This is a genomic window from Pantoea sp. X-Soil-MYKO-1785, assembly GCF_059730675.1.
Window position 1 is genome coordinate 177,184 of record NZ_AP036002.1, and the last position, 23,800, is coordinate 200,983.

Annotated in this window: 20 protein-coding genes; 11 read left to right on the forward strand and 9 right to left on the reverse strand. The window is 57.0% G+C overall.

All coding sequences use genetic code 11. The features are described 5' to 3' along the window. Positions 1-199: 199 nt before the first annotated feature. Positions 200-988 carry a MipA/OmpV family protein gene (locus AC6I8D_RS23990; protein ID WP_497821133.1) on the reverse strand — a complete coding sequence of 263 codons (789 nt, stop codon included), beginning with the start codon at positions 986-988 and terminating at the stop codon, positions 200-202. Positions 989-1,118: 130 nt separating this feature from the next. Here AC6I8D_RS23990 and AC6I8D_RS23995 point away from each other — a divergent pair, with 130 nt between their 5' ends. From AC6I8D_RS23995 to AC6I8D_RS24010, 4 genes are all read left to right on the forward strand, one after another. Next, a complete protein-coding gene (locus tag AC6I8D_RS23995) occupies positions 1,119-1,814 on the forward strand; it encodes a response regulator (RefSeq protein ID WP_046289442.1) in 696 nt (231 codons plus the stop codon). Further along, entirely contained in the window at positions 1,811-2,980 is a 1,170-nt protein-coding gene (locus AC6I8D_RS24000) for a sensor histidine kinase (protein ID WP_031378228.1), read from the forward strand. The genes AC6I8D_RS23995 and AC6I8D_RS24000 overlap by 4 nt, the downstream gene beginning before the upstream one ends. A gap of 93 nt (positions 2,981-3,073) precedes the next feature. Continuing rightward, complete coding sequence (locus tag AC6I8D_RS24005; RefSeq protein WP_497821134.1) at positions 3,074-4,210, forward strand: efflux RND transporter periplasmic adaptor subunit; 1,137 nt, start codon at positions 3,074-3,076, stop codon at positions 4,208-4,210. Next, entirely contained in the window at positions 4,207-7,260 is a 3,054-nt protein-coding gene (locus AC6I8D_RS24010) for an efflux RND transporter permease subunit (RefSeq protein ID WP_497821135.1), read from the forward strand. The genes AC6I8D_RS24005 and AC6I8D_RS24010 overlap by 4 nt, the downstream gene beginning before the upstream one ends. Before the next feature lie 52 nt (positions 7,261-7,312). Here AC6I8D_RS24010 and AC6I8D_RS24015 read toward each other — a convergent pair whose 3' ends face one another. Further along, positions 7,313-7,558: a hypothetical protein gene (locus tag AC6I8D_RS24015; RefSeq protein WP_031378213.1), complete on the reverse strand. Its 246-nt coding sequence runs from the start codon at positions 7,556-7,558 to the stop codon at positions 7,313-7,315. An 87-nt stretch (positions 7,559-7,645) separates the two neighbouring features. Further along, positions 7,646-8,536 carry a LysR family transcriptional regulator gene (locus AC6I8D_RS24020; protein WP_069729935.1) on the reverse strand — a complete coding sequence of 297 codons (891 nt, stop codon included), beginning with the start codon at positions 8,534-8,536 and terminating at the stop codon, positions 7,646-7,648. Between the two features lie 104 nt (positions 8,537-8,640). Here AC6I8D_RS24020 and budA point away from each other — a divergent pair, with 104 nt between their 5' ends. The 6 genes from budA (at position 8,641) to AC6I8D_RS24050 (ending at position 16,246) form a co-directional block, all read left to right on the forward strand. Beyond that, complete coding sequence (gene budA, locus AC6I8D_RS24025; RefSeq protein WP_497821136.1) at positions 8,641-9,423, forward strand: acetolactate decarboxylase; 783 nt, start codon at positions 8,641-8,643, stop codon at positions 9,421-9,423. Between the two features lie 14 nt (positions 9,424-9,437). Next, positions 9,438-11,117, forward strand: coding sequence for an acetolactate synthase AlsS (gene alsS / locus AC6I8D_RS24030; protein ID WP_497821137.1), 1,680 nt, complete (start codon positions 9,438-9,440; stop codon positions 11,115-11,117). Positions 11,118-11,140: 23 nt separating this feature from the next. Next, positions 11,141-11,914: a (S)-acetoin forming diacetyl reductase gene (locus tag AC6I8D_RS24035; protein WP_312760043.1), complete on the forward strand. Its 774-nt coding sequence runs from the start codon at positions 11,141-11,143 to the stop codon at positions 11,912-11,914. A 207-nt stretch (positions 11,915-12,121) separates the two neighbouring features. Next, positions 12,122-13,573 (forward strand): flagellin N-terminal helical domain-containing protein, encoded by a 1,452-nt coding sequence (locus tag AC6I8D_RS24040; RefSeq protein WP_497821138.1) that lies wholly within the window; start codon positions 12,122-12,124, stop codon positions 13,571-13,573. Positions 13,574-13,929: 356 nt separating this feature from the next. Further along, complete coding sequence (locus AC6I8D_RS24045; RefSeq protein ID WP_497821139.1) at positions 13,930-15,243, forward strand: CitMHS family transporter; 1,314 nt, start codon at positions 13,930-13,932, stop codon at positions 15,241-15,243. Between the two features lie 163 nt (positions 15,244-15,406). Continuing rightward, the gene (locus AC6I8D_RS24050) at positions 15,407-16,246 is read left to right on the forward strand and encodes an MBL fold metallo-hydrolase (RefSeq protein ID WP_312056621.1); all 840 of its coding nucleotides are present in this window, start codon (positions 15,407-15,409) and stop codon (positions 16,244-16,246) included. A gap of 152 nt (positions 16,247-16,398) precedes the next feature. Here the strand turns inward: AC6I8D_RS24050 and AC6I8D_RS24055 are convergent, their stop codons facing one another. Beyond that, on the reverse strand, positions 16,399-16,689 hold the full coding sequence (locus tag AC6I8D_RS24055) for a hypothetical protein (protein WP_031378219.1): 291 nt from the start codon (positions 16,687-16,689) through the stop codon (positions 16,399-16,401). Positions 16,690-16,698: 9 nt separating this feature from the next. Continuing rightward, positions 16,699-18,969, reverse strand: coding sequence for an S-type pyocin domain-containing protein (locus AC6I8D_RS24060; protein WP_497821140.1), 2,271 nt, complete (start codon positions 18,967-18,969; stop codon positions 16,699-16,701). A gap of 599 nt (positions 18,970-19,568) precedes the next feature. On the opposite strand from AC6I8D_RS24060, the gene AC6I8D_RS24065 reads away from it, so the two are divergent. Continuing rightward, positions 19,569-19,862 carry a hypothetical protein gene (locus AC6I8D_RS24065; protein ID WP_497821141.1) on the forward strand — a complete coding sequence of 98 codons (294 nt, stop codon included), beginning with the start codon at positions 19,569-19,571 and terminating at the stop codon, positions 19,860-19,862. Positions 19,863-19,967: 105 nt separating this feature from the next. Here the strand turns inward: AC6I8D_RS24065 and AC6I8D_RS24070 are convergent, their stop codons facing one another. From AC6I8D_RS24070 to AC6I8D_RS24085, 4 genes are all read right to left on the reverse strand, one after another. Beyond that, positions 19,968-20,384: a type II toxin-antitoxin system VapC family toxin gene (locus AC6I8D_RS24070; protein WP_497821142.1), complete on the reverse strand. Its 417-nt coding sequence runs from the start codon at positions 20,382-20,384 to the stop codon at positions 19,968-19,970. Continuing rightward, positions 20,381-20,611, reverse strand: a complete 231-nt coding sequence (vapB, locus tag AC6I8D_RS24075) for a type II toxin-antitoxin system VapB family antitoxin (RefSeq protein ID WP_159224163.1) — start codon at positions 20,609-20,611, stop codon at positions 20,381-20,383. Before vapB ends, AC6I8D_RS24070 begins: the two co-directional genes overlap by 4 nt. A gap of 429 nt (positions 20,612-21,040) precedes the next feature. Then, positions 21,041-22,525 (reverse strand): YsnF/AvaK domain-containing protein, encoded by a 1,485-nt coding sequence (locus AC6I8D_RS24080; RefSeq protein ID WP_497821143.1) that lies wholly within the window; start codon positions 22,523-22,525, stop codon positions 21,041-21,043. Positions 22,526-22,808: 283 nt separating this feature from the next. Continuing rightward, a complete protein-coding gene (locus AC6I8D_RS24085; protein ID WP_497821144.1) occupies positions 22,809-23,738 on the reverse strand; it encodes an alpha/beta fold hydrolase in 930 nt (309 codons plus the stop codon). Positions 23,739-23,800 lie beyond the last annotated feature (62 nt).

Here is a 23,800-nt window from a genome sequence, read left to right on the forward strand (position 1 = left end):
TGGCGGCGTGGCACAGCCCCTCTGCGCACGCCGCCCGTCACCGCAGGCTTCGCCGTCTGTTCATCGGGCATTATCCCCGTGGGGCATCAAACAGGCTGATCGCCAGTCCGAGCAGCCCAAACACCAGCAGATACAACAGCAGCAGTGCGGCAAGCAGCGTTCGATGACTGCGCATCTCACCCTCCCCGCCATGCCGTCATCAGAAAGTGTAACTCAGCGCAACAGTGGCAGAGACCCCGTTGCGCCGTGCGACGATTGGGCTGTCTGAGGCGTGTTTATCCAGCCAGCTGTAGTCACCGATCACGCTGGCGGCCCACGCCGGTGTGAACTGATGGCTCCAGGTCAGGCTGGTGTCAGTGCCGTAAAATCCACCGGCCGCGTTATAGCGTGCAAAACCGCTGCGCGCAGTTTGCTGGCTGTTAACGCCATAAAAGGTATTAAGGTAACGCCCATCGCCGAACAGGCCTGCTGCCTGCAGGGCGACCGTGTCGCTGTCGGTCTGCCAGGGAATAAGGGTGACAGAGGGGCGATACTGCACGCCCTGACTGTCGCTCAAGGGCAGGGTCGCTTTGCCTTCTACTGTCAGCCAGGATGTGATCGACCAGCCCACGGCCAGTGAAGTATTGACGGTAGCGTCAATCTTGCCCATGCCTTTGAGTCGATCATCGCCGTCACGCCACGAAGAGTGGCTATCAGCCCGCCCCAGCCCGTAGCCCAGCGTATGTTCAAGATAGAGACCGTTATCCGCCTGCAGGTCATAACCGACACCCTTTTGCGTATCGAGAAAGAAGGCGCCGTCACGCGCCTGAATCAGCGGCATTAACTGCCAGTGGCGTTTATCCGCCCCGCTGTAGCGCGGCGCATTGATACCCGCGATGCCCAGCGTCAGGCTGGGCGCGGGCGTTGTACCCTGATCGGCCATGGCTGCCGCTGCGCTTATGCTCAGCGAAAAACAGACCATGTGAAGCTTTATTTTTCCGGTTATCATCACCTTTCCTCATCATCACATCACGTTGCGGAACTGAGGGGGTCAGTGCCGCGTTTCTGGCCGGAGTATGCGAGGCACGTATCAATGAACGGCCAGGGATTTATGAAGAAACAGTCAAGGTGGTGCGAAAATGCAGTCAAAACGTGTACTGATTATTGAAGATGATGCGGATGCGGCCGGCGTGCTTGAGGCCTATCTGAAACGTGAAAATTATGACGTGACGATAGCCGGAGATGGCCTGAGCGGTCTGGATGCGGCCCGACGCTGGCAGCCCGATCTGATCCTGCTGGATATTATGCTGCCCGGTATGAACGGCACCGAAGTGCTGGCGGCGCTGCGGCGGCGCGACGACACGCCGGTGATTATGGTCACCGCGATGGGCGATGCACCGGACCGCATCGGTGCGCTGCGCTATGGCGCGGACGACTACGTCGTTAAGCCCTACAACCCAGGCGAAGTGGTGGCACGGGTTCAGGCGGTATTACGCCGCAGTCAGAACCCAACACCGCAGCCGGAAACCTTACGCTGGGCCGGGTTAGAGGTCGATCCGCTGGCGCTGATCGCCGTGGTAAAGCATGACGGTGCCGAACCCCGCCGCCTCGATCTGACCCCAACCGAGTTTTCTCTGCTGGTAACGATGATGCGTGCGCCAACCCGCCCGTTTACCCGCCTGTTCCTGCTGGAGCACTGCCTGCCGGAAAGCGATGCGCTGGAGCGGGTGGTGGATACCCACGTCTATAACCTGCGGCGCAAGCTGGAAGTGGCGGGTATTACCGACGTGTTACCGGCGGTACGCAGCGTGGGCTACCGGTTCAGACAACCATGAAAAACACTTCTCATCCTTCACTCTGGCGCTGGATCTGCCTGCGGGTGCTGTTTCTGGCGATAGGCAGCGTTGTGCTGATCGCCATCTGCATGTGGCTGCGATTCGCAGTACAGGCATTCTGGGTTTATTACCGTATGCCGCCCGCGGTGCTGGAGGAGTTCACCCAGCTGCGGCAACATCCCGCCAGCGATCCGGCCCGCTTCCATCAAATTATCGATCAGTGGTGGGGCATCAACTTTTCTGATCCGTCGCTGGCTTCGTCAGACTGGCTTACGGTGATCGTGCTGGTGGTGGTGACGATCCCGTTTATGGTGCTGATGGCGCTGCGTTTCGCCCGTCCGCTGTCTGCGCAGTTCAGCCAACTGGCAACGGCGGCGCGTGCAGTCTCAAAAGGGGAATTTGGTCGATCGGCAGCGCTGGTGAAAGAGGCACCGCAGGAGCTGGTGCGCTTCACCGAAGACTTCAACCAGATGACGCAACAGCTGGCGCGCTACGAGCGCGAACTGCGTGCCTCGCACGTTGCGATGGCGCACGAACTGCGATCGCCGCTGACGGCCGCTATCGGCCGGTTACAGGGAATTCTCGACGGCGTGTTCCAGCCTGAGCCGCAGCAGCTGGCGATGATCATGAAACAGCTGACGCAGCTCAGTCGTCTGACCGATGAGCTGCATCTGTTGTCACTGGCGGATGCCGGCCAGCTGACCCTGAACCGCGATCGCTTTAATCTCAGTGAACTGCTGCGGGAGCGGACCGGCTGGCTGATGCCACAGGCGCGGGAAGCGGGTGTCGCCATCAGCGTGACGCCGGCGCAGGATCTTTACCTCACTGCCGATCCGTTTCGTCTGGGTCAGGTGGTGACCATCATCTGCGAAAACGCCCTGCGCTACGGCGCGGAGGGCGGACGGCTGGAGATCCACGCCAGCCAGAGCGATCGCGCCACGGTTCTGACCTTCCGCGATTACGGCCAGGCAGTGGATCTTAATTTCCTGCCGACGCTGTTTGATCGCTTTACCCGGGCAGATTCGTCACGTGCCCGCCACTCCGGCGGCAGCGGCCTCGGCTTATCGATCGCCAAAGCGATAGTCGACGCGCACGGCGGTACCCTCCACGCCAGCCTGCCCGCCGGAGGCGGTCTGTTAATCGGTATGACCCTGCCGGTGAGCTGAATCGGCGCAACTTGACCGTTTCTTGACGGATCATCGAAGGATTCTGGACACAAGCCGGGTTCAATGAGCACAACTCATTACAGGAACCCGGTTATGACAGACTTACTTCCGGATGCTGCCCGACAGCTGTGGCGTCATCTGCTCAATGTTCACATCTTTGCCCCGATAGTGTTGGTGTTGCTGGGCGTACTGATCATCACCGGCTGCCGTGATGATAATTCCGCCCCGCCCGCTGCCCCGCTGCGGCCGGTTAACACCGTGGTTGCGCCGCCCTTCAGCAATGATGCATCTGCCTCCCTGACCGGTGAGATCCACGCCCATCAGGAGGTGGCGCTGGCCTTCCGGCTCGACGGCCGCGTTATCCGCCGGACGGTCGAATTGGGTGACAGCGTCACAGCCGGTCAGCCGCTGGCCATGCTTGAGGACAACCCGGCGCAAAACCAGTTGAGCAGCGCCCGGGCCGACCTGGACAGCGCCCGCGCCGCCGAACGTGTTGCCGCCCTCAATCTGCACCGGATGCGGTTGCTGATGCCAGGCGGTGCTATCGCCCGCAGCCAGCTGGACAGCGCGCAGGCGGACTTTCAGAGCGCCCAATCCCGTCGCCTCAGCAGTGAAGCAGCGCTGAAAAATGCCGGAGATCAGCTCAGCTGGACCCAGCTCAGGGCACCAGCCGCTGGCCGGATCACGGCCGTCAACGTTCAGCCAGGTCAGGTCGTCAGCGCCGGGCAAAGCGTGATGACGCTGGCGGCGGGCGACGCCCGCGATGCGGTGTTTGATCTGTCAGAGCCGGGTCTGCTGCGGCCTGACGACGCCACGCCGCTGAAGGTGACGCTGCTTGCCGACCCGCAGGTGCAGGTCAGCGGCCGGGTGCGTGACATCAGTCCGCAGGCCGATCCGCAGACCCGGACCTGGCGACTGCGGCTCAACCTGACTGACCCACCGCCCGCGATGGCGCTGGGTGCCACGGTGATGGTCAGCCTGCCCGATGGTCAGCCGCCGGTGATCGCCTTACCCGCCAGCGCCCTGACCCGCGCCGGTGAAAAGCCGGCGCTGCTGGTGGTGGATCGCCCGACCCGGCGGTTGCAGCTGCGTCCGGTGGTACTGGCCCGCTTCACGGCGGATCAGATTTTCATCAGCGGCGGGATCGCGCCGGGTGACCAGGTAGTGACCGCCGGCGTCAGTACGCTGCAGCCGGGCGAACAGGTCGCGTTACAGCAGGAGCAGCCATGAAAGCGCACGCCTCTTCATCCGGCTTTAACCTGTCAGGCTGGGCGCTGGCACATCAGCAGCTGGTGATCTTTTTCATGCTGCTGGTGATGGCGGCAGGCGTTCTGAGCTATGAGCACCTGTCGCGTAACGAAGACCCGGCATTTACCATCAAAACGGCGGTGATCTCCGCCCAATGGCCGGGCGCGGACGTGGACACTACCGTGCAGCTGGTCACCGACGTGCTGGAAAAAAAGGTGCAGGAGATCCCGTCACTGGACGCGGTTGAGAGCGAAACCCGGGCCGGGCAGACGGTGATTTATGTCAATCTGCGCGATGACACCTCACCGGCCGCGGTAGCAGGCATCTGGTATCAGCTGCGTAAAAAAATGCAGGATATCGCGTCTTCGCTGCCGCAGGGCGTCCAGGGTCCTGCCGTCAACGATGAATTTGATGACACCTTCGGCACCATTTATGGTTTTACCGCCGAAGGCTTCACCTCGCGGGAGCTGCGCGATCGGGTCGATAATCTGCGGCGCAGTCTGGCCGATCTGCCGGACATCGGCAAAACCCGCTTACTCGGAGTACAGGAGCAGCAGGTGGTGATTGCCTTTTCTCCGCGCCGGCTGGATGGGATGGGGCTGGATTTACAACAGGTCAGCGATGCGCTCAGGTCGCAAAATGACGTGGTGCCTGCCGGCAGCCTGCGTACCGACCGCGAAAACATCGCGCTGCGGGTGAGCGGGACTCTGACCTCGGTCGCCAGCCTGCAGGCGGTGACACTGCATATCGGCCAGCGTTTTATTCCGCTGACCGATCTGGCGACCATCAGCCTGCAATCCGCCGAGCCGCCAGCGCCAGAATTTCGGGTTAACGGCGTACCGGCCATCGGACTGGCTATTTCCATGGTCGCGACCGGCAATATGCTCGACTTTGGCCAGCAGCTGGATCGGCGGATGACCCGATTAGCCAGTCAGCTACCGCACGGCATTACCCTGACCCGGGTGGCCGATCAGTCTGCGGTGGTCAAAACGGCGGTCAGCGGCTTTGTCCGGGTGCTGGGTGAGGCGATTGTGATTGTGCTGGCCGTCTCGTTTGTGTCACTGGGGCTGCGGGCCGGTCTGGTGGTGGCCGCAGCGATCCCGCTGGTGCTGGCGATGACTTTCACCGGCATGCTGCTGGCAGGGATCGGGCTGCAACGCATTTCGCTCGGTGCGCTGATCATCGCGCTGGGACTGCTGGTGGATGACGCCATGATTACCGTGGAAGCGATGGTGGCGCGGCTGGAAGCGGGCGACAGCAAATGGCAGGCCGCCACCTATGCATTTAAAACCACCGCCTTCCCGATGCTGACCGGTACGCTGGTGATGATAGCCGGCTTCATTCCGGTCGGATTCGCCGCCTCCAGCGCGGGCGAGTATTGCTACTCACTGTTTGTGGTGATCGCCCTGGCCCTGCTCTGCTCGTGGGTGGTCGCCATTCTGTTTTCACCGCTGACCGGTAGCTGGCTGCTGTCAGCGGACAGCATCAAGGCACACCGACCGCCGGGTATCCTGATGCGTGCCTACCACCGGCTGCTGGCGGCGATCCTGCAGCAACGGTTAATTACCCTCGGCGCAGCGCTGGCGGTATTAGCCGTCAGCCTTTACACCACCACGTTTATGCAGGGAGAGTTTTTCCCGTCGTCCGATCGCCCCGAACTGCTGGTCAGCCTGACGCTACCCGCCAATGCCGCCCAGGCCGAAACCGCGCGCCGCACTGAACGGCTGGAACAGAGCCTCCATCACGATCCTGACGTCGCCAATTTTACCAGCTACATTGGCTCCGGTGCGGTGCGCTTTTATCTGCCGATGGATGTGCTGCTGGATAATGAAAATACCGCCCAGCTGGTGGTGGTAGCGAAAGATCTGGCGGCACGCGATCGGCTGCGTAAGCGGCTCGAACGCATACTGGCAAACAGCTTCAGCGACATCACCACCCGGGTTTCGCCGCTCGAACTCGGCCCGCCGGTCGGCTGGCCACTCAAATACCGCATTACCGGGCCGGATAATGCCCGGGTGCGGCAGGCTGCTGACCAGCTGGCGGCGGTGATTGCCCGCTCGCCGCTCACCCGCGAAGTCAATCTTACTGCCGGCGAACCGGAACGGGCGATCACTGTGGCGGTCAATCAGACCGCGGCCCGCGCGGTTGGGGTCTCAACTGACAGCATTGCCCGCGCGCTGAACACCGTGATGTCCGGCAGCGTGATCACCTCACTGCGCGACCGCAACCGGTTAATCGATGTAGTGCTGCGCGGCAATGATGCCGGTCGGCAGGATACGGCGGTGCTGGCCGGTCTGATGCTCACCACCGCCAGCGGGCAGAAAATTCCGCTGAGTCAGGTGGCAACTCTGCAGTGGGGCGTCGACGATCCGGTGATCTGGCGACGTCAGCGGCTGGCTTACATAACCGTGCAGACCGATATCGCGCCGGGCCAGCGTGCTGAAACGGTGTCAGCGCAGTTCGCACCGCAGGTCGACGCGCTGCGTGCCACCCTGCCCGCCGGATACGGTATTGAGGAAGGTGGCGTAGTGGCGGAATCGGACAAAGGTAACGGTTCGGTGTTCGCGCTGCTGCCGGTGACGATCTGCGCCATGCTGGTGCTGCTGATGATCCAGCTTCAGCGCTTTTCCAGCATGCTGCTGGCGCTCTGCATGGCACCGTTTGGCCTGCCGGGCATCGTGTTAGCCATGTTGCCGGCGGGCACCCCGCTGGGGTTTGTGGCCCTGCTGGGGATTATCGCGCTGGCCGGTATTATCATCCGCAATGCGGTGATCATGATCAGTGAAGTGGACGCCAATAGCCGCGCCGGACTGGCGGCTGATGAGGCGATCCGGCAGGCGGCACACCATCGCGTCCGGCCAATTCTGCTGACCGCCTGTGCCGCAATCCTCGGCATGATCCCCATTTCGCATCAGGTTTTCTGGGGACCGATGGCGTTCGCGATTATTGGCGGACTGGTAAGCGGCACGCTGGTCACGCTGACGGTGCTGCCCGCCGCGCTGAGCCTGTTAATGAACAGAAAACCGGGCTGATTCAGGCAGAAACGCCGATCCCGCCACGCGACGGCGGGATCGGCCAGCAGGATTACTTCATCACTTCAACCAGAATCAGCGGGCACTTGCGGACCTTACAGGCCTGGCTGTAGGCCAGTGAGCAGACTGAACAGAGATCGCGGATGTCAGATTGATACTCATACTCCATAAAATAGCGGAACCTGCCGCTGGCGGACGCTGTTCTCCAGAATCGCTGCGGCTCCAGAATCTCATCCAGTTGCCTGAATGTCAGGGCTGACGGGTTGTGAAACCCGACTCTTACGCGGTATGTAGTCATGGCTCGATTATTCGCAACCCGGACCCGGGTAGCCAGTCGGTTATTGTGTTCAGTTCAATAGCCTGCGCTTATCAACGCCGCTTCGCCTCAGACCGGTGGTTTTTCCGCCAGCATCGACAGCAAATGCAGCACCGCTTTTGACGGATGGTAGCGCCGCCAGGCGAATGCCACGTCGGTGAATAAGGTGTTATTTTCGATTTCGCAGAAGCAGATTTGGGGATTATCAACGCAGCGCATCGACTCCGGCACCAGCGCGATGCCGCATCCGGCACCGACCATTCCCAGTGAAGAGGTTATCTGCGGTGCCTGCTGAAAAGCCTGGCGCGAAAAGCCGGCCCGCAGGCAGGCGCTGACGATCAGTTCATACAGGCTGGGTGCAACCTCGCGCGGGAAGATCACCAGTGTTTCTTGCGCCAGTGCCGACAGCGCCACCGCCGGAGCCTGACTGAGTGGGTGCTGACGCGGTAGCGCGATCAGCATTTTCTCGGTGGAAATCACCCGCAGGTTAAACGCCTTGCTGCTCTCGCACGGCAGGCGGATAAACGCCGCATCCAGCAAGCCTTCCTGTAAATCCTGCATCAGCAGCGCCATGTTCTCTTCACGCGTCAGCAGCTCCATTGCCGGATAGCGCGCGGTGAACTGACGGATCAGCGCAAATATGCGCGGATTAAACGCCACCGAACTGGCAAACCCCAGCGACATCTGTCCACTGATCCCCCGGGCAATGCCTCGCGCATTTTCCAGCGCATGATCGGCCAGCTGGACAATCTGCTGTGCCTCTTCGAGGAAAGCCTCACCCGCTTCGGTAAGCTCAACCCCGCGCGTCAGCCGCTTCAGCAGCGGCGTCCCGATCTCCTGCTCCAGCCGCAGGATCTGCTGACTCAGCGGCGGCTGCGATATCCCGAGCATTTCAGCAGCCCGGGTGAAGTGAAGCGTCTGGGCGACGGCGACGAAATAACGCAGATGGCGAAGTTCCATATCAAAAACGTCTCAAAGTTAACAGGTTTTGCTATTGGACCCACCGACTGAATCGGTTCAACCTTAGGTTAACACGGCTTAACGGTTAACTGATGAGGCACCAAATGAGCAATTATGTAACTGATTGTTCCTGTGAGGATCAACTAAAGCATACCGTCCTGAAACTGGCACAGGATGCACCAGAAAGCGTTATCTATCAGACCTCACTGATGAGCGCCCTGCTGAGCGGCGTTTACGATGGCAGCACCCGGATTACCGATCTGCTGCGCAAGGGCGATTTCGGCCTGGGCACCTTTAACCGGCTGGATGGCGAGCTGATCGCCTTTGACAGCCAGGTTTATCAGCTGCATTCAGACGGCACGGCGCACCCTGCCGATCCGCAACAAAAAACCCCGTTTGCGGTAATGACTTTTTTCAAACCGCAGCATCTGTACCAATTTGAACGGCCGGTCTCCCGTGAAGAGATTCACCGGGTGATCGACAGTGAGATCACCTCTGACAACCAGTTCTGCGCGTTGCGGATCAGCGGACGCTTTAACCGCGTCGAGACCCGCACCGTGCCCTGCCAGTGCCGCCCTTACCGCTCGATGCCGGAAGTGCTCGGCAATCAGCCGACCTTTACCTTCAGCCAGCGCGGCGGCGAGCTGATTGGCTTCCGCACGCCGCAGTATATGCAGGGCATCAACGTGGCCGGTTATCACGAACATTTCATTACTGACGACCGCGCTGGCGGCGGCCACATTCTCGATTATGCGCTGGAACAGGGCACCCTGACCTTTGGTGCCATCAGCAGGCTGGTGGTTGATTTACCGCAGGACAGCGATTTTCTCAATGCCAACCTGAATCCGGCCGATCTCGACGCCGCCATTCGTGCAGTCGAAAGCTAAACAGAGGAATGAAGATGAAAAATCCAACCGATAACACACTCTGGACCTGCGGTGCCGACCTGGTGGTGGCGCAACTTGAAGCACAGGGCGTGAGCCACGTGTTCGGTATTCCCGGCGCAAAAATCGATAAAGTTTTCGACTCGCTGCTGGATTCCCCGATTCAGACCATCCCGGTACGCCATGAAGCCAACGCCGCATTTATGGCCGCAGCGGTGGGCCGGCTGACCGGCAACGCTGGCGTCGCGCTGGTCACCTCCGGTCCCGGCTGTTCTAACCTGATCACCGGTATGGCAACCGCCACCAGCGAAGGCGATCCGGTGGTGGCGATTGGCGGTGCCGTGAAGCGTTCTGACAGCGCCAAGCAGGTGCACCAGAGCATGGACACCGTTTCGATGTTTCGTCCGGTCACCAAATATGCGGTTGAGGTGACTGACCCGGCCGCGCTGTCTGAATGTCTGTCGAATGCGTTTCGCCACGCCGAACATGGCCGCGGCGGCGGTGCGTTCATCAGCCTGCCACAGGATATCGTCGATCAGCCGGTCACCGGCAAAGCGCTCAGCCGCAAAGGTCGCCCGGTGCCCGGCGCAGCGCCTGATGCGATGATCGACACCGTCGGCCAGGCCATAGCCAAAGCGAGAAACCCGGTGATCCTGCTGGGTCTGATGGCGAGCCAGCCAGCAAACAGCGAGGCGATTCACCATCTGCTGAACAGCAGCCATATTCCGGTCACCAGCACCTATCAGGCGGCAGGCGCGGTCAGACAGGAGCATTTCTCCCGCTTTGCCGGACGCGTCGGATTGTTCAACAACCAGGCGGGCGACCGGTTGCTGCAACAGGCGGATCTGATTATTACCATCGGTTACAGCCCGGTGGAATATGAACCGGCAATGTGGAACAGCGGCAACGCCACCCTGATCCACATTGACGTGATGCCCGCCGAAACCGACAACCGCTATCTGCCGGACGCCGAGCTGGTCGGGGATATCGCTGCCACATTGCGCAAACTGGCAAGCCGGATCACGGCACCGCTTCAGCTCAGCCCGGAAGCGGCCAGCGTGCTGGAAGATCGGCAACAGCAGCGCAAATTACTGGCGATGCAGGGTGCCAGCCTTAATCAGTTTGCTCTGCACCCGTTACGCATCGTGCGCGCCATGCAGGACATCATTAACGGGGACGTCAGCCTGACCGTCGATATGGGCAGCTTCCACATCTGGATCGCCCGCTATCTCTACAGCTTCCGCGCCCGCCAGATCATGATCTCCAACGGTCAGCAGACCATGGGCGTGGCGCTGCCGTGGGCGATTGGTGCCTGGCTGGTCGACCCGCAGCGCAAAGTGGTGTCGGTATCGGGCGACGGCGGTTTCCTGCAGTCCAGCATGGAGCTGGAAACCGCGGTGCGGCTGAAAGCCAATATTCTGCACATTGTCTGGGTCGACAACGCCTACAACATGGTGGCGATGCAGGAAGAGAAAAAATACCAGCGCGTTTCCGGCGTAAATTTTGGCCCGGTCGATTTCAAAGTCTACGCCGAGGCGTTTGGTGCCGCCGGTTTTGCAGTCAACAGTGCGGCAGAACTTGAACCGACCCTGCGTAAAGCGATGGATGTTCAGGGCCCTGCCGTGGTGGCGGTTCCGGTCGATTATGCCGACAACCCTCTGCTGATGGGCCAGCTGCATCTGAGCCAGCTTCTTTAATTTCAACCTGAAAGGATATGATGATGAAAACCAACGTAGCGTTTGTGACCGGGGCAGGACAAGGCATTGGTGAAGCTATCGCCCTGCGGCTGGCCCGCGACGGTTTTGCCGTGGCGGTGGCCGATTTCAATCCTGAAACTGCCCGCCAGGTGGCAGAGAAGATCATTCAGAGTGGCGGTAAAGCGGTGGCGTTGAAAGTTGATGTCTCCCAGCGTGACCAGGTGATGCACGCCGTTGAGGAGGCTCGTCAGACGCTGGGCGGCTTTGACGTGATCGTTAATAATGCCGGCATCGCGCCCTCCACGCCGATCGCGGAGATCACCGAAGCGGTGGTGGATAAAGTCTACAACGTCAATGTGAAAGGGGTGATCTGGGGCATGCAGGCCGCCATCCAGGCGTTTGCCGCGGAAGGACACGGCGGTAAAATCATCAACGCCTGTTCACAGGCCGGTCATGTTGGTAATCCGGAACTGGCCGTTTACAGCTCCAGTAAGTTCGCGGTACGGGGCCTGACCCAGACAGCGGCGCGTGACCTGGCTCCGTCAGGCATCACGGTTAACGCCTACTGCCCCGGCATTGTCAGAACACCGATGTGGGATGAGATTGACCGGCAGATCTCCGATGCGGCCGGTCAGCCCGCCGGTTATGGCACCCGCGAGTTTGCCAAACGCATCACCCTTGGACGCCTCTCCGAGCCGGAAGATGTGGCGGCCTGTGTCGCCTACCTCGCCGGTCCCGACTCCGATTACATGACCGGACAGGCGTTACTGATTGACGGCGGCATGGTGTTTAACTGATAACCGCCTCACGCTTCCCCTGCTGCGCCCGCGCGCAGCAGGCTTTCCCCTCGCTGAATCGTTAAATTTTTTTATCAAAAAAGCCCACTGCCTTCAGCCACTTGCCCGTACGACCGCTATAACAGCCAGCATATGCGTCTTCGCAGGTTAAAGCTGCTAATCGTCATGCCGATAAAACACAGACCCTACTCCCTGTTCGAAGCGACTATGTTAACGATCAACCATAACGAAACCGCCGCATTTACGAACACTATGCGGTACAGCACTGAGTCAGTTCTGGGAAGAACGATTGAACGGTTATCATCAGGGATGCGGATAAACAGTGCCAGAGACGATGCAGCGGGCCAGGCGATTGCCAACCGCATGACGGCCAATATTGGTGCCGATAGTGTGGTCGCCCGCGGCCTGAACGATGCCATCAGCTATGCCCAGACGGCAGGCGGTGGCCTGGGCAGCATAGCGGACCTGTTGATACGGGCTAAAACGCTCTCTATCCAGGCCGCGACCGGTACGCTGTCGGATGCCGACCGCCAAAGCATCAACGGCGAATACCAGCAGATTCTGGCCGGCATTAACGAGATTGCTGACCAGACGGAGATTTTCGGTAAATACCCGTTAGCCACCAACGATCCGGACCTGCCGCCAGCGCTGCTCGGCAACGTCCAGCCGATCAACACCAAATTCCCGGTGGCGGGCAAGAGCTATTCATTTACCTCCGGGGTGATCCCGCTGGCCTATATTCCGGCCGGCTCGACCGCCATCACCATCTCTATTGACTCACTGGGTCAGGATGATGACCTGCAGCTGTTTACCCGCGACGGTAAGCATCTGGCCGGCACCCCGATTGACGGCAGCGCGCCCGATTATACCTGGGTGAGTAAAGGCATCACCGATGACGCCACCGCGCAGTCTCGCCTGCTGACCAGTAACAACGGCTTCGCCAGCGGCGCGGCCTATGACAGTTCGCAGCTGCTGGAAGGCGGCGTCAGCTGGTCGCTGGCCGGCAGTAACAGCGGCAGTTATAACGGGATGAATATCACCTACAGTGGTGACGGCGATCGCTATGAAGATGTCGCCAGCGGCGATTTCAACAACGGTACCAACACCACCACCCGGCTGGAGCGCATCACGCTGGATACCGTCAGCGAAGACCTGATTGTGGTGGTGGTCGGCAATGGTTCGTTCACCAGCAACCTGACCTGGGGAAATCTGCCTGAGCCAAAATCGAATCCGGTTACCCCGCCGCATCAGAGCGAGCCATTAGAAGTGATCACCAGCGCCGACTACGGTCAGCCGATACAGTCTGATCATATTCCGGCCACGCCGTCCGATACCAAAGCGCTCGGGTTGAATAACACCACCTTACTGACTGCGGGCGATATCAGCAGCACCATGCTCGCACTGGACAGCGCGCTGGACAAAATCAGCCGCTATCAGTCGACCTATGGCGCGAAGATAAACCGCTATGAGTCTAATCGCGCGGTGTTGTCTCAGCAGAGCGTGGATACCTCGGCGGCCCGCAGCCGGATTCAGGATGCTGACTATGCAGAAGAAGCCAGCCAGCTGGCGCGCAGTCAAATCCTCCAGCAGGGCCAGAATGCGGTGATGAAAATGGCGAATAAATCACCTGAATTGATCATGCAGTTGTTAGGCAGTTAATCCCGTTACTCTCTATTTTATAGCTGAGCTTTCCGGCTCAGCTATGCTGCGTTGCTCTCCGCTTTCGCAATAAAAACTCCCGCTACGTTGCCCGTTCTCTGGCCCTGAAAAGCCGGTGTATCGTGCGCCTCAGTTGATCGCAATCACACAAACTCGTTTAACAACCGTTTAATAACGATCGGGATCACTCTTTTTTGTTAAAAAAATGCTAAATCCTGATGCCTCATTATTATCATCTTTAGGTGCAGGGTTAATTAAAACAATCGGTTAATCATTATCGCGCTAAATATACCTTAAGTTTTTATCACACTATGTAACTTTTCCATTACTTTTTAGCCATGACGAGGGCCATTAATTTGCTGACCATACTGGGTTTTTCGATGGTAGTTTGCTTCATGTATCTGATCATGACCAAACGCATGTCAGCCTTGATTGCGCTGATCCTGATCCCGACCCTGTTTGCGCTGATCGGCGGCTTTTATCAGGGTCTGGGCACCATGATGCTGGACGGTGTCAAAACGCTGGCCCCGACCGGCGTGATGCTCACCTTCTCTATTCTCTATTTCGGGCTGATGATTGATGCCGGTCTGTTCGATCCGCTGGTGCGCTTTATCCTGAAAATCGTGCGCGGCGATCCGCTCAAGGTGCTGGTCGGCACCGCGGTGCTGACCTTACTGGTCTCACTGGATGGCGACAGCTCCACCACCTATATGATCGCTATCGCCGCCTTCTTACCGCTCTATCAGCGGCTTGGCATGAACGTGCTGGCGATGACCTGCCTGGTTAACCTCGCCAGCGGCATTATGAACCTGTCGCCGTGGGGCGGACCGACGGCGCGCGCTGCGGCGGCGCTGCGCATTGATGCGCTCGATATCTTCATTCCAATGCTGCCCGCGATGTTGATGGCCTGCATGAGCCTGGTGGCGATGGCGGTGCTGTTTGGCCTGCGTGAACGTAAGCGTTTAGGCGTAATGACCCTGAAAGATCATCATCTGGATAATATCGAACTGGGGCTCGGTGATGCCGAAGAGTGTGCCGCCAATCGCCGGCCGAAAATGTTCTGGCCTAATTTCTTTCTGACCACCGTACTACTGGTGTTGCTGGTGATTGGATTGATGCCGATCCAGATCCTGTTCATGCTGGCATTTGCGATCGCGGTGATGCTCAACTATCCATCGCTGGAAGAGCAGAAAGCGCGTATTGGTGCCCATGCCGGTAACGTGCTGGCAGTTACCGCGCTGATTTTTGCCGCCGGCGTGTTCACCGGCATTCTCTCCGGCACCGGCATGGTCGATGCGATGGCGAAGAGCCTGCTGGCGGTGATCCCGCACAGTTTCGGGCCTTATCTGGCGGTATTCACCGCGCTGGTCAGCCTGCCGTTTACCTTCTTCATGTCCAATGATGCGTTCTACTTCGGTATCCTGCCGGTTATCGCCCAGACCGCGGCCAGTTACGGCATTTCGGCAGAAGAGATCGCCCGCGCGTCGATCATCGGACAACCGTTCCACCTGCTCAGCCCGCTGGTGCCGTCGGTCTATCTGCTGGTCGGGCTGGCGAAGGTCGATATCGGCGATCATCAGCGCTTTGCGATTAAGTGGGGGATTCTGGTCAGCCTGGTGCTGATGGCTGGTGGTCTCCTCACCGGCGCATTCCCGCTGTTCCACCGTTAACTCTCTGCTTTGTGGCGGATAACCGGCAATTTTGCCCGGTTATCCGCTGCACCGCTCCGCCTACTGCGTCATCCCTTTCTACACTCTAAAGCCAGACAGACGTGCCACGCGCCAGGCTGGCCGGGCCGCGTCGTATCTTGTGTATTGAGCTTATGGAGGCCAGATGAAAATTCACCACCTCAACTGTGGCTGTATGTGCCCGCTAGGCGGCGCGCTCTATGATGGATTCAGCAAAGGCCTGACGGCCCAGCTGGTGTGCCACTGTCTGCTGATTGAGACCGACCGCGAAGGTCTGGTGCTGGTCGATACCGGGTTTGGCCGTCAGGATATGCGGGCACCCGGCAGCCGCCTGTCCGGTTTTTTCCGCGCCATGAACAACATTCAGCGCCGCGATGAGCTGACCGCACTGGCACAGATTACCGCGCTGGGCTTCAGGGCTGAGGATGTGCGCCACATTATTCTGACCCATCTCGATTTTGATCATGCTGGTGGTTTAACGGACTTCCCGCAGGCGCGCATTCATCTGCTTCAGCAGGAGGTTGATACCGCCCATCAGCGGCATAGCTGGCTGTCGCGTGAGCGCTACCGTCCCGGCCAATGGGGCGGGATCAGCAACTGGGAAACCTATCAGCCGCAGGGGGAAAAGTGGTTTGGCTTTGAGGCGGTGCACGGATTGCGCAATCTGCCGCCGGAGATTTTGCTGGTGCCGCTGGCGGGACATACGCCAGGCCATGCCGGTATCGCGATCCAGCAGCCCGATGGCTGGCTGCTGCACGGTGGCGACGCCTGGTTTTATCGCGGTGAGATGCGCCAGCCGACGCGCCACTGCACGCCGGGGCTGCGTTTTTATCAGTGGATGATGGCGATGGATAACGCGGCGCGCCGGCATAATCAGCAGCGACTGCGCGAACTTTCCTGCCAGCGTGGCGGCGAGATCACCTTTTTCTGCAGTCACGATGCGCGCGAACTGGATGCGTTGCGGGTTAACGCCCCGCTGCGCTAAGAGCATTAAACTGCCGAAGTAGTGGATACTCCCAATGATTAAGCAAGACACCAGGATTACGAGCAAACTCTCCATCTGATCCGTGATGAGAAAGCAGGCTGGTGTAATGATAAAAACGCCATCCGTAAAGATGGCGTTTATGCAGCAATGATTTACTCGATACCGTATTTTTTCTCGGTCACGAAAGCCGGGGCTTTCCAGTCAGGGCCTTTCCGACATCCAGAACCATAAGATCGGTCAGAGAAAACTTGCCCACTTATCTCAAGTTTTTTTATCTCATGAATTAATTTAATATTATACGACCCATACTTTTCGGCAGCATTATGCCTGCCAAAAAAACGATCTATAGATGGATACGCCATGCCGTTTTCTCCACGACTAACCAAAAACAAAATAACATCCGCCATATCCTCATTTTTGACCATCGTGTCAAAATCAATCATTTTAATACCTCAATATTTATTCTGTGAATTTAAGGATTCAGGCACATACAACAGCTTTTCATCAGAACTCAACTTGAAATCTTCTAACGTCGCCGTGTGGGTGTTGTTCCAGACTTCATAGCAATTTTCAGGAACCATAACATCTGCAATACCTAAGGCCCTGTAACGTTCCAGCTCCCGGATTTCGTGCGTATAAAAACGCTTGTCTGTATCGCTAACCTGTAATTCTCCTGTCAGAATCTTTTCCAGTCTGTCGATCATCACCGCATTTTCCGGTGCTTCTTCAAACCGTCCGACATGCAATTTCACTTTATCCACACCTTCACGTTCAATTAAAGTCGTTTTCCAGTCCAGTTCCTGGATGGGTCCTCCGGCTTTATCGGTGTTGTAGTCACGACCGCTATATTTTCCTGTAGCATTGGTTTCACCATAGGGGTTACTCAGTACCACGTAGACCGGTTCAACGCCCGTTCCAGCCGCATCAGGACGCCAGTAAATAAAGTCCTGTAATCCTTTGATGTCTGCAATCGGTGTTGCGGTTATCAGAGGCGTCTGTACGAAGTAATTTCTATTCCCTATGCGTATCGATTCAATTGTCGTGTTGAAATCGACCGGGTTTACTGTCACCCCGGCAAGTATAGGGTTCGATGGTACTTGTGGATTTTGGTTACCAGTATCCCACTCTCCTTCTGACATGGGGGCTGGATTTACAAGGATAGTGCGCGACGGTGCGCCGGGTATGGCTGGAACGGTAATAAGATCCAGGCCTGTAATGTTATCCCGTATTGCATTCAGAACAGGTACTGTGGCTGAAAGAGATATACCATCTGTTTTCAGTAACTGAAGCGCCAGCTGTTGGTTTTGCCAAACCAGATTTCCGCGTACCGGCATGCTGACACTTGTGACACCCGGCTCTATTTTTATATTTTTATCGATAAGATTGTGCGCGTTAAGCGCAAACATTGCCCCTATATCCCTGTCTGGCACTTTAGCGGAACCTTCTCCTGCAGGTGTCGACCAGAGCAGCAAAGAAACGGAGGGTAATGTTACGCCAGCTATACCTATAAAACTATTCGCTATTAGTCGCCTTAACGCGGAACTAATACTCGCCTCAATAAAGCCAATGGTGTCACCCGTCCCCCCCCATACTCCTCTGCCTGCCAGGGAAAGCTGTACAGTAGCTGGAGCTTTGTTTAGTGACATCACACCCGCAGCATTCAATGCATCTTCAGCAGCACAGACCATTTCCGGCGTATAAGAAGGTGCTCTTATCACACTGGCTGTTTCAAAGAGTTCATATTTGGCATCCATTTCGGCTCTGATCCTTTCTCTTTCAACGTATCTGGCCGCCATTTCTGCATCTATTTTATTCATTCTTTCTATATAGGAGAGCAATGCTTCCAGCCTGGCGCGGGCTTCTGCCTCGGCTCTGGCACGGGCTTCTGCTTCGGCTCTGGCACGGGCTTCTGCTTCGGCTCTGGCGCGGGCTTCTGCTTCGGCTCTGGCGCGGGCTTCTGCCTCGGCTCTGGCGCGGGCTTCTGCCTCGGCTCTGGCGCGGGCTTCTGCCTCGGCTCTGGCGCGGGCTTCTGCCTCGGCTCTGGCGCGGGCTTCTGCCTCGGCTCTGGCGCGGGCTTCTGCCTCGGCTCTGGCACGGGCTTCTGCCTCGGCTCTGGCACGGGCTTCTGCTTCGGCTCTGGCGCGGGCTTCTGCTAAGGCCACTTTTTCATGACGCTTTTGGCGGACAAAATGAATAATTCCGAGTTCGTTTTTTGCTTCCCAGGATTTGTTCCGGGCTGCAGTAATCCTCCTGCCTGCCTGTGTGCTGTTTGCCAGGTTGGCATTATCGTCAATAATTTTCTTTAAGACTGCTATACGTGTGTCTGAAATATCGGCCTGGTAAGTGTCACTGATACTGCTGTTAGCTTGAGCTATTATATCTTTACTATTACTGGTATTTCTCAGGTCTGCCGGGACAGGCCCTAACTCGACCCAGGCAGGCGAAATATCTCCGTTAACTTCCACTATGGCAACTTTACTCAGCCCATACATTATGTTCTCTTCGATAAAATAAGAGATAAACTCAGCGGGCTGTAGGCCTGATGATCTCGCCATTTTATCTCCGATAGAGCACAGGCTTGCTGAATTAATATTCCCCGACGTATTCCCTCCACCAGAATGGGTATTACCAGAACCACCACTATTTCCGCGCGGACTTTGTGAGCCAGGATCAGATGTAGATCCGCTAACCGTCATCGAACCCTTGTCGTTGCTGTTACTCATCTTACTTTACCTCTTCCTTATGGTTGATAAGAGCATTAAATCCATAGAGCATCGAATGAATATATTTCAGTTATTACTCCTATGCCGGGTATTCTGAAGCACAGCAGGGCCTCTCCTGAAAATCGTCACAAAGAACAGTTCCCCTCGCCGGAAATTATTAACCCTCACTAATTGTCGAAGGAACTTTCATATTAACCACCATAGCCCTTCACTGATTAATAATCACAGATGATATGCCATTACCCTTTAATCATAGCCGTTCACACTTTGTCTATTTGCGATCGTCATTCCGTTATTTATTCTGATCGTTATGTTCACCTTAAAAATCCATCCATTTGATAACCAACATCGTCAATAAGTTGCTACTTTAGTGATTCATGGGGTTTAATTGTATATTTGATGTTAAATCTTACTTGTTTTAAATAAATAAAAAGGGGGCAGGCTGATAGCTGTAATAAACGCGTTTTGCGGTAGCGACTGAGACAGTCAGGTAATCCAGGCCCGCTGAAGACCGATAAAAAAAATCAATGCGCAGCAGCGTCATGATTAGTATGATTACTCAGTAAGAGATTACGAACGTTGTAGGAATAATGCTGAATATGATGAACCAAAGCGCAGTCGGAAATGCTATCGCGATCCAGCAGCCCGATGGCTGGCTGCTGCACGGTGGCGACGCCTGGTTTTATCGCGGTGAGATGCGCCAGCCGACGCGCCACTGCACGCCGGGACTGCGTCTTTACCAGTGGATGATGGCGATGGATAACGCGGCGCGCCGGCATAATCAGCAGCGACTGCGCGAACTTTACTGCCAGCGTGGCGGCGAGATCACCTTTTTCTGCAGTCACGATGCGCGTGAACTGGATGCGTTGCGGGTTAACGCCCCGCTGCGCTAAGAGCAAACCAATCATTGTATTGATCAGGTTGGCCAGCAGACTGAGCCGGATAAAGCCCGCTATTTATCCACGGAGCGGTTAAATAGCGGGCTGGAAAACCCATGCTTACTTCACCCAGTCTTCGAACACCAGGCCCGGCACCCGCTCAAACTCCCTGACATTATTGGTCACCAGAATGGCCCCTGCCGCAATCGCGTGTCCGGCAATGGCGGTATCGTTAGGGCCGATTGGCGTTCCGGCCGAAGACAGTGCCGCTTTAATTTCCGCAGTGGCGTCCACCGCTGCCCGATCCCACGGCAGGATTGCATCAAGGCGGGCGCAGAAGGCATCAACCAGCTTTCCATGGCGCGGAGAAGCGTTTTTCCCGATCGCCCCGAAACGCATTTCGGCATAGGTAATCGCCGATACCACGATACGATGATTACGCAGCACCGCCTGCTCCAGACGTCTGATCACCGCTTCCGGCTGCTCGCGCATAATGAACGAACAGATGCAGGTGTCCAGCATGTAAGTCTTACTCATAAGTCAACGCGGCCTTCATCACTGATAACGTCTTCACGCTCTGTCATAAAGTCAGGGTCCGCTTTATCTTCCTGAATAAATGAGCCCCATGTTGGACGTACCGGGCGAAGAATGATGCTGTCGCCTTCACGGATGATCTCCAGTTCGCTCACCCCCTCAAAGTCCATATCACGCGGCAAACGGATGGCGCGATTATTGCCATTTTTAAATACAGATACGGTTCGCATGATTTTTCTCCCATAGAGTAAACGCTGTACAAAGCGAGTGCATCAATGCCAGCAAGTATCCCTGAGCATAGGTCAAGTATATGCAGATGCAAAGCATATGTATTGCTGGCTCACCTGCAGATTGCAGACACCACCGGAACGCTTTATTGGTAAGGGAAGTGTGGGCGCAGGCAGACAAGCCCTCTTTACGGCAAAGAACTGTCTGGAAATCAGATCAGCGGCTGCCGGAACATACAACAGCCCTAATAGCGATATTGAGCCTGCCAGCCTTGCTGAACGAGGCGCGAGGCCAGATGCTATCGCGGGGTAATTTTTGTCATCATGCACAAACCGCACACGTTGTGGGTTAACGCCCTGCTGCGCTGAGAGCAAAAAAATGCCCGTATTAACCAATACGGGCAGTGAACTAAGCCGGATACAGCCGTCGTCTTATGGCTTTTTAAATTTGTCTTCAACCTTCTCTTTGGCTTCGGCAATTTTATCGCCTGCCTTCTCAATCACACCCTCTTTATGCGCCGGATCCCGGCCAGCCAGGCCACCTGGTGATGCTGCCGGACTGTCGTGACCGGTGCGGGCCTGCTGCGTAGCGTCGAGCAGGGGATCGGTGGCAGTCCGGTTGCCGGCAACGTTATCCGTGCTGGCACGATCGATATCCACTTCCTGACGACGGACCGAATCGTTGATAGTTTCGACCCGATCGCTCTGCTCTTTACGCAACACCACTTCTTCAATGATTTGCGCGGTTTTATTCACCACCGGTTGTTCATGGGTCTCTTCGACTTCGATGGTTTTTTCCGACCAGTCGACCTGATCCGGCGCGCCGGTTTCGCTCAGCGGACGACGGAAAATCTCCGCATGCTGCTCACGCAGCGACACGTTTTCTGACACCTGATCGGTGACCGTGTAGCGGCGTACCCGGGTTGAGCCTTCGCTGACCAGTCGTTTCCCGACCTCCAGTCGCTCTTCGGCCAGACGCAGCACGTCCTCTTCACTTTCATCACCGGTCAGTGCAGGACGCACGGTTGCGCTGTAGGATGGATTACCGGTGAGATTGCTGCCCGCTGTCGGTTGATTCAGTGATGCATCCGGTGCAGAGGTCAGGCCATCATCGGTAGCATAATCTTCTGACAAGGCAGCACTGTTTTCCGGCATCGCGGCGCTGCGCTCGGTCAGCTCTTCATGCGCATCGAGAATGCCCAGCGCCCGTGGCAGTTGATCTTCATCCGCGCGTAGCGATAGCACCACGCCGCCGGTACGCATCGCGTCTTCATAGACTTCTGCCTGATCTTCTTCCAGCGTATTGCCAAACAGACGCTGCCAGAAGCCAGGATGACGCGCTTCCTGACCTTCAGTACGCAGGCGCTCTCCGGAAATAATATCAATGTCATCGTCCAGGAAGCCCGCTTTGATCAGGTTGCGCTTTGCGCCTTCTGCCAGTGAGACATTGCTGAACATCGTTACGATTGTTTCACGCGCCATAGTTTTCTCCTCGGTGATGGGTTCAGACTGTTTTGGTTGCTGATGTCTGTCTATCTGAGCGTGCTGTTTTTTCAGGGTGACCACCTGTTCCAGCGGAACCTGGCTAACCACCTTGCGGATATGCAGTTCCTCTTTCAGCACCAGCCGGCGGATAATCTCAACTTCCTCTTCAACAACAGGAATGATGATCACGCCGTTTTCTTCGCGGATTTCCGGCATTGTCGTCAGCCGTTCCGATTTAGGGACTCGCTCTATTTCGGCTGTCTGCTGCCTGAGTAACAGGGCGATTTTTTCTTCATGCTCCGTTACCCGCCGGGTAACCCGGACATGGCCGTCACTGACCTGCTGCTTCGAGACCTCAAGCTGCTCTTCCGCCAGCCTGAGTCGCTGGTCATTTTCCCCTGCCTCCGGTTTTTCAGGCGGTCGATCGTTCATGGTTAACCTGCCCGTAGTCCTGAGAAAGTTATGCTGGGATAAGCGTGCAGAGAAATAATGGTGACTTTTCCTGTCATGAAGCATAAGTGACTGCTTCATGAGAATTTAAAGCCTGGCACAAGCGAAGCTAAAAGAAAGGAAATAGCGTAAAAAGATGGAAATATGAGGATAACGTGGCGCTAAAATCCGTTAAGCGATGCGGCAGATAAAAAAACGCCAGCGCGGCGGCTGGCAGTGAATATGACATTTTAACGCTGGATGGTGCTGGCTGCCGGGCTGCAGGTTAATCAGCCTGATTTTCTCCGGCGGAGTTCAGGAAGGCCTGCAATTCTGCCAGAAACGCTGACGGCACCTCTTCCTGCGGCGAATGGCCGCACGGTAACGCCCGCCCCCGAATATGTGAGGCTTTGTCAGCCCAGGTTTGCGGCACATCATACAGCTGACCGACCGTGCCCTGCTCTCCCCACAGTAACAGCAGCGGGCAGCGGATTCGCTCTCCTGCGCTGGCAGCATCATCCTCTAAATCTATCGTCGCACTGGCGCGATAATCCTCACACACCGCGTGCACCATCGCCGGATGCTGATAGCAGCGCAGGTAATCTTTCAGAATCGCTTCAGGCGTGGCATCAGCGACTTTAAGTTGCGCCCGGATATGCTGACGCAGGAAGAATTCAGTATTTGATCCGATCAGCGTTTCCGGTAATGGCTCAGGCTGAATCAGAAAAAACCACCAGAAATAGCGGGTGGCGAATTCCCTGTCTGTCTGCTGGTACATGGTGGCTGTCGGTGCAATATCGATAAAGGTACAGGCGCTGACGCGATCCGGATAATCGAGCGCCAGCCGATGGCCTACCCTGGCTCCCCGATCGTGTCCGACAAAAGCAAAGCGCGGGTGGCCAAGCGCAGTCATCAGCAGCGCAATATCCTGCGCCATCGCCCGTTTTGAATAGGGCCGGTGCTGCGCATCGCTGGCCGGTTTATCACTGTCGCCATAGCCGCGCAGATCGGGCAGCACCACGGTGTAATGCTGCGCCAGCACTGGTGCCACCTTATGCCAGCAGAGGTGATTCTGCGGATGACCATGCAGCATCACCAGCGCCGGCCCGCTGCCGCCAGTGGCGACGCGCAGCGTGATGCCGTTATTCAGCGTGACATCCTGCAACTGAAAACCCTGAATAAACGGGGACTGGCCCCGATTGCTGATTAAACCCACCCTGACCTCGTCGTTTCAAAAAAGTCTGTTCAGTCAGTGTAGACCGGGATTAAACCCGTCTG